This window comes from Xanthomonas hortorum pv. cynarae (genome assembly GCF_002939985.1).
Taxonomy (GTDB): Bacteria; Pseudomonadota; Gammaproteobacteria; order Xanthomonadales; family Xanthomonadaceae; genus Xanthomonas; species Xanthomonas hortorum_D.
This window is the reverse complement of the sequence record NZ_MDFM01000059.1, coordinates 1-6856: the sequence shown is the minus strand read 5'-3', so window position 1 is coordinate 6856 and position 6856 is coordinate 1. Positions and strand designations below refer to the sequence as shown.

Genomic DNA, 6856 nt, shown 5'->3' with positions numbered 1-6856 from the left:
CGGAGATATCGGTTGGATATGGCTTACGAGGCTTCATCCGTATACGTTATCGTGACAAGGGCAAAGTTCATAACACGCTCTAGGGATGGAATAAAGGGGGCGACAGTGATTAAGCGAGCCGCCCGTACATGCCCGCGCGGCGATGCCTAATAGCGGCTGCATCGCTCCCGTCAGGCTGAGGTCTTATTTTTGAGCAATGGCCCCGGGCCCCTTAAACCTTAGAATTTACGCTGCAAGCCTAGTTCGTATCTGATCTACTGCCTGTCCAATCCGCTCGGTTAGTACTGTCTCTGAATGATGCAGCATTGTCAGCGAGCCAAGAGCCCGAGTCATTGCCACATACAGCAGTTTGGCCTCCTGCCTCATTTCCTCACTGTCGGCTTGCAAGCGTTGCCCAATCTCGCAGATGCCGGGAATGAACACCGACTCGAATTCCAGGCCCTTGCTGGAATGCATCGTCAAAACTTTAACTGCAGGCTCGCCATCGAATAGGTGTCGTTTGTTGAGCTCTTCCGCTAAGACCACTGGGAGTTCTGCAGCGCGCAGGCGCGAGGCAATGTGTGTGGCAAGCGCTTTGTTGCGGCAAAGAACCGCAAAGTCGTTGGCGCTTGCACCGTTGTTGAGTGCTTCGCGTACCTGTTGGGCGATGATGCGCGATTCTTCCCAAATGTTGCTCGCCTGTATCAGCTCGGGGACGGCGCCTCGGCGTCCCGCGCTCTCTGGCGCTATCACTGGCACGTTGTCTTCATCCGCATCTTCCCCGGTCAAGAGCTCCTGGGCGAAGGCCTTTGCCGTGGAAAGGATCTCCAAGGTGTTGCGGTAGTTCAAACGTAGGATCGTGGTGCGGCCCTTGGCCTGGATGCCAACGCTGGCGAAGCTGAACTTTCGACGTCCGCCTGCGCTGTAGATGGTTTGCGCGTCGTCATAGAGCAGCAACAGCGAATTGGTTTCCGGGTCGACCATCTGCGTGACGATTTGCAGCCACTCGGGTGCAAAGTCGTGGCCCTCATCGATCATCACTGCCGCGTACTGTGCGCGCGGAATCTGCTGCGACTCCACTGCTGCAATGACTTTGCTGACCAATGCGTCCAGATACTGTTGGGCGTTTGGCTGTGCGGGCGGAGGCTTGATGCCGTAGGCCTTCAGCTGCTCACCACACCATCCGTGGAAGTGACGCACACTCACGCGGTCCTGCACACCATGCGCGTGAATGATGTGTTCCAGGCGGCCGGCAAGCGTTTTGTTGTAGCAGAGCACCAGCACGGGCTTGCCTTGACGCTTTGCAATCTCAACGCAGCGGTAGCCCAGGATCATTGTCTTGCCAGAGCCTGCCACGCCATGGATCACGCGGTGGCCATCCCCCATCGAGCGAGCAAGCTGCTCTTGCTGCAGATCCATCACCTTGATCAAATCTGGGATGGCGATAGGTTTGTCAGGTTGGCTTGAAGCGAACAACTGCACCTGCTCAGGAGGAACGATACGTAGCTGCGGAAACAGATGCCAGCGAATCCGTTCGATCTGCGGCAAGCTGAGCTGACATGAAAAGGTGGCAGGGAACATGTCCCAGAGCCGTTTCTGAAACGCCTCGGTGTCCACCGACTCGGTCATCTCGTCCCGGCAGATCACGCTACCTGCCGCAATCACATTGCCTAAATCGGCCTCGTCGAACTGGGCGCGGCTGATGTTGCTAAACACCACGCCAAAACCCCAAGGCATGATGAGCTTGCCCTGATACTTGCTGCCTTCCAGAAGGCGCAGAGCTGCATCCTTGAGCATTAGTTTGCCGACCTCGATACAAATGTCGCGAGCTTGGCGCAATGGATTGGATGTTACCTCACGGCCGCGTTCGGTATGGAGTACAGTGCTGTCGCGGTCAATCTCAGCGATTGTCTCCAGTTTCCAGTCCTTGACCTCAAGCACCAGGATCCCGCGATAGGGATGCAGCACAATAAAGTCCGGATGCCGATGACTGGGGCCGATTGGCACGTCGTACCAGCAGATGTACTCATCGTCGAGCTTATCTTCCAGACGCTGCGAAAAGCGCCGCTCGCCAGATGTCATCCGGCCAGCACTACTCGATCGACTGGGAATCAGCGTTGCCATTAAAGCTCCCCTCCGTGGTATGGCCCTAGCGTAGCACTCGCGCAGCGTGGGCAATGCAATCATGCGCAAGAGATGTGCGAGAACTTACTTGCGAAGAAGTTGTTATCGAAGTTGGAACTCATCGGGCCTGCTATTTGAGACCACAAATTCTGGGTTCTCTGCAGTGGGAATGAGGGCGCGCTCACGCTTTTTAATATGAGACCTCAAGGTCAGGAGTCCTGTGCCGCTATACCGCCCCGGCAACCAATCGCAAATCTGATAAATAGTGCTTCTTCGTAAGAAGGGAGAGGCATGGCAATATTGAACCCTTAGCTGAGGTCAAGCATCGACACGGGAGCAGGTATGGACACCAATCGAAAAATTCCGTTTTTCGGAGTAAGGCGTTTCACACGCCAGGTACTAGATGAGCTTGCTACGGTATCGAAGGACAGGGATGAGATTTACGCGACACTCTCACGCATTGGAGGTGTTAGCCAGCTGGAGCGTGAGCGAGAGCTGGAACGACTGAATGCTGAGCTGGCGTCTGCATCGCTAGCATGGAAAGATCAGCTTACGACACTGATGGCAAGTCGCGATGAGCTATTGCTGCAGGTCGCAGAGCTACGCAAGGAAGTTGTCGAAACCCGTGAACGCGCGCTGCTGCAAGAATCCGGTGTTTACGACTATGCGCATCCGTTGCAAGACGCGGTGGCCTACAAGGATCGCCTTGATCATATTCGCGGACTTATCAAAGAGTTGAACAAGACAGATGGCCGCGCTGTTGTCGCTGCAGTGGGCTGGACCGTTAACGGCTCAGAAGCGCAGGGCAAGACCATGCTTCGGGACTACTGCAAATTGATGCTGCGGGCATTCAATGCAGAAGCGGATGTTCTGGTACGTGGCTTGAAGCCATACGCACTTGCTGCGGCCATCGATCGGATTGAAAAGGTAGCCAAGACGATCCAGCGCCTGGGCAAGACCATGAGCATCCGTATCACGCATGAGTACCTGCAGCTTCGTATTAAAGAATTGCAGCTCACTGCGGATTTCGTGCAGAAGAAAGCCGAAGAGAAGGAACTGGAACGGCAAGAGCGCGAGCGGCTGCGGGAAGAACGCAAAACCCAGCAGGAGATGGAGCGCGAGCGTTTGAAGCTGGAGAAGGAGCGCCAACACTACCTCAACGCGCTACAGGCGCTATTGGCCAAGGGTGATCCAGAAGCTGTAGAGCGGATGCGCGCCCAGGTGTCAGAGGTCGAACGTGCAATTGCGGACGTTGACTATCGCGTAGCCAACATCAGGGCGGGCTACGTTTATGTGATCTCCAACATTGGCTCTTTTGGTGAATCGCTGATCAAGGTCGGTATGACGCGTCGTCTGGATCCGATGGACCGTATCCGCGAACTCAGTGATGCATCAGTGCCCTTCAACTTCGACGTGCATGCACTATTTTTCTCGAAGGACGCTGTTGGAATCGAAGGTGCAATGCATACACGGCTGGCCAAGAGCCGGGCAAACCTTGTAAACCATCGCCGCGAATTCTTCCGTGCAACCCCGACAGATGCAAAGAATCTGCTCGCAGAGCTTGCTGGTGATCTCCTTACATTTCACGACACCCCTGATGCGCTTGAATTTAGGCAGAGTCAGAAAATGATGGGTGTAGGCAGCCCGTAGCGGTGCCCATTTCCATCGAGGAGACTGATAGCGAGGAGCAGTGCTGGAGGACTGCAATAGCCTGAGGGTTTGTTTGCATGATTTGACAGCTCCGCCGGATAACGGGGTCAAGCTCACTTAGCAGTCGATGGCGCTCTGCTTGCGGGGCCGATGAGCGGGCCTTATGCCCGCAAAGCGGCGGGTCTTGGCTTCGACCATCGCGCGGAAGGCATCGTGGCCCAGAGCTCGCTGCTGTTAGGGTGTCTGGACGCTAACGTGTCGCCGTTCGTAGGCGGGTCGAAAGGCTGCTGAGGACAGGGTGATCAGACTTGCAACCCTGGTGCATCCGGCTTTTTACTCTGCTCCTGAGCTTCAATGCTCATCGCGAGTGCACGCGTCTGTTCGGCAGATTGCACGCGGGCCTGGCTCTGTTCAACTGAACTCTCCACCGCATCTGCCGTGCGCATTTGTTCACGGTGGTACACGGAGGTGGTGGGATCTCCCTGGACCAGGAAGACATATTCGCCAGCTGCTGCGCTGGTGCCTGCTCGGCCAAGCACTACGTTGTCCACACGTTCCATGCCCTGCTCTTTGGCGAGTGCATACAGGCTCCAGGTCATGCGATCACTTGCCGAATCCGGAACACGATTCAGCGAGTGATCGATCCGATGTACGCCATCCTGGATTTGAGCAAACATGGGGTCGGTAGGCGATGGAGCCTGTGCGCTGAGCTTGAAACCCTCCGACGATCCACGCGAAGGTGCGGCAGGGTCCTGAGGGACCAACGGCTGCCCACTCGTAGGAGGCGCGATCCTGCGATCGTCCACATCGAACCACTGCTTGCCGTCAAACCTGTAGCCGCTGCGTACCGATGCCGCGCCGACGTCTTGATAAAGGTCCTCCCCGAAGTCCGGGGCGTTGACTGTCTCACCTTGTGCGTTCTTTGGTAGAACGGGTTGAACACCGCTGGCTTTGAGCAAGTTGCTGGCAACACCGTTGCTGTTGTTGTACAGCGGTGAATATTCCAGTTGCGCGTGATTGATCTGCTCGGCCGCCTTGACGGCGGACTCGAGCTTTGCGGCTAGTTCCTGGTCAGAGCCACTCCAGGCAACGATACGCTCGTGACGCTCGCCCGGTGCTGGCCAGTCTGGAGCGGTGATCGTCTCTTTCACGACGTCGCCTCTTACGTCCCGTGCAATGCCAGGGTCGGAAGGATCCAGCTGATTCAAGGGAACTCGCTCGTAGTTCCCGTCCTGCTTTAATCGGTACCCAACTTCATAAGGCGCAACGTAAGGCGCCGCTTGGACAATGATGTGCCCAAACTTCTCCGAGCCAAGAACCGTGCTCTCGGCAAAATTTGCCAGGTCATTTCCCTCGGCTCTGGTGTCGGGTCCTCCGCGTACTACAGTCTGGCTGCCATCGGACTTCTGAAAGAGCAGGTAAAGATGGCGGCGGTCACCAGCAACCTCGCTTGCCCCCACCAAAATTGTTGCCTTCTTCTGCTCATCCATAACTTATTCTCCAATATCCTGCGGAGCCCGATTCACTACCAACTTGCTTAAGTAGATTCCGTCAGCAGAATGAAAGCCGACCATCCAGGTAACCGGCACAGCTGGCGCCGTCACCGATGGCTGCGCCTCTTTCACGACAGGGGAAAGAGTGCACACCATCGATGCTTTGTAACCTACGCCCGGAGAGCTCAACGCTTGGCAGTGAAATCCTAGATCCTCAAGGTTCTTCTGCGTGGCCGTAATGGGCGAGCCGACCGGGTTAGCGGCTTGAAGCTGCTGCCTTGCTTTTGCGGCAGACTGTTGAGTATTAAAGCCGGGCCGTGAGTCTTGCTGCATGGCAGAGCACCCTGGTATGAAGAAGAGACTGATAGCTACGAGCAGTGCTAGAGGGCCGCAATTAGCCTGAGGGTTTGCTTGCATGATTTGACAGCTCCGCCGCAATCACACGAATGGTTATCCATGTGGACGTCGGTTGCAAGCGCGCCCGCATCGCTACTCTGCGAAGCATGAGTTCTTTGCAAAAGTATCGGGGCCGTTGTCGGTGAAGCATAGTGCCGTCGAAGCTTTGCGACCGGGCTAGGACTCTGCAAAGCAGCGAGAAAAACGGTTAGAGTTGCTACAACAAAGCAAGGCCGTGCATATGCCGCCTAACGGAACGATGATAGGGGGGGCACTATGGGACGCGTTGTCAAGGCAGTGTTGGTTGTGGGGCTTGTGCTTGTGGCCGCACCTACGGGTTGGGGTTCTTTATGGGCTACCAACTGCCACGGTGACGGCTGCCTGGGTATTCTGGTGCTGTGGGCGGTAGGGCTACTTTTCGCGCTGTTAGTGGTGCTTGGGCTGATTGTTCGCGGCTTGGTAATCCGCTGGAGAAATGGCAAGTTCCCTCAGCAGACATGGCGATTGTGTGGAATCGCATTGGCCTTCTGGGGCGGGATCGTGGCTTTGGGGTACTTCTTCGCCAACACTCGGTCCTAGGCCGGCAAGAGCGTTGCGCTGGCTTCTACTGGCGTGGGACTGGGGGCGGTTTCTCGAGGAGTCAGGCCATTGGTATCGTGGCGCGCCTTGTAGGAATCATTGATGCGTCTTATCCAGATCTCGCCAACATTGGCGGCTGTTTTCTCTGCGTCGCAGCGACACAAGCTGATGAACGCGCAAATTCCTAGCAATGTTGCTGCTGTTGCATAGATCCATTGCGAAAGCCCGCTAGCGTGGGCCGCGACATAGGTTGCGCCCATCGCCATGGATGCAAGTAGGAAATAGCGCACCAACGACCAATGGTGATTTAACCATCTGCGATACACATGCTTGTGTCGCGTGTGAGCCCAGCGCACCGTTTGGGTATCTGAGTCGTAATGGTAGAACTCCCAGATCTCCGAAAGGTCCATCAGTGCCTGGCTGCAGTGCGGGTGGTTCAGGGCGGTGCGAATGACATGAGCAGGTAACAGTTGCCCATAGAGATGGCGAACGGTGACCTCGAGCCAGAGATCGTCATCTGCGCGCTTGGGGTCCCAGTGCTCAAGGAATTGATACGCCCAGGGTTCCGTAGACACTCAAGACCCTCGTTGCGCGTAGCGCCGTTCAAACTCTACAGGGGACAGGTCGCCAGTTGA

The 6856-nt window shown here is 56.2% G+C and carries 4 protein-coding genes; 1 reads left to right on the top strand and 3 read right to left on the bottom strand.

Annotated elements, in window-relative coordinates; genetic code table 11:
* Positions 1-225: 225 nt before the first annotated feature.
* Positions 226-2061, bottom strand: coding sequence for a 3'-5' exonuclease (locus XcyCFBP4188_RS21935; RefSeq protein ID WP_104592852.1), 1836 nt, complete (start codon positions 2059-2061; stop codon positions 226-228).
* 384 nt (positions 2062-2445) lie between these two features.
* Between XcyCFBP4188_RS21935 and XcyCFBP4188_RS21930 the strand changes: the two genes are divergently transcribed.
* Positions 2446-3753, top strand: coding sequence for an SNIPE associated domain-containing protein (locus XcyCFBP4188_RS21930; protein WP_104592851.1), 1308 nt, complete (start codon positions 2446-2448; stop codon positions 3751-3753).
* 302 nt (positions 3754-4055) lie between these two features.
* Here XcyCFBP4188_RS21930 and XcyCFBP4188_RS21920 read toward each other — a convergent pair whose 3' ends face one another.
* On the bottom strand, positions 4056-5243 hold the full coding sequence (locus XcyCFBP4188_RS21920) for an XVIPCD domain-containing protein (protein ID WP_006452966.1): 1188 nt from the start codon (positions 5241-5243) through the stop codon (positions 4056-4058).
* Positions 5244-6217: 974 nt separating this feature from the next.
* A complete protein-coding gene (locus tag XcyCFBP4188_RS22770) occupies positions 6218-6796 on the bottom strand; it encodes a hypothetical protein (RefSeq protein WP_006452963.1) in 579 nt (192 codons plus the stop codon).
* Between the last annotated feature and the right edge of the window lie 60 nt (positions 6797-6856).

Bases quoted from the DNA above. Each gene is read 5' to 3' on its own strand.
- XcyCFBP4188_RS21935 (WP_104592852.1), bottom strand. From the start codon at position 2,061: ATGACATCTGGCGAGCGGCGCTTTTCGCAGCGTCTGGAAGATAAGCTC.
- XcyCFBP4188_RS21930 (WP_104592851.1), top strand. From the start codon at position 2,446: ATGGACACCAATCGAAAAATTCCGTTTTTCGGAGTAAGGCGTTTCACA.
- XcyCFBP4188_RS21920 (WP_006452966.1), bottom strand. From the start codon at position 5,243: ATGGATGAGCAGAAGAAGGCAACAATTTTGGTGGGGGCAAGCGAGGTT.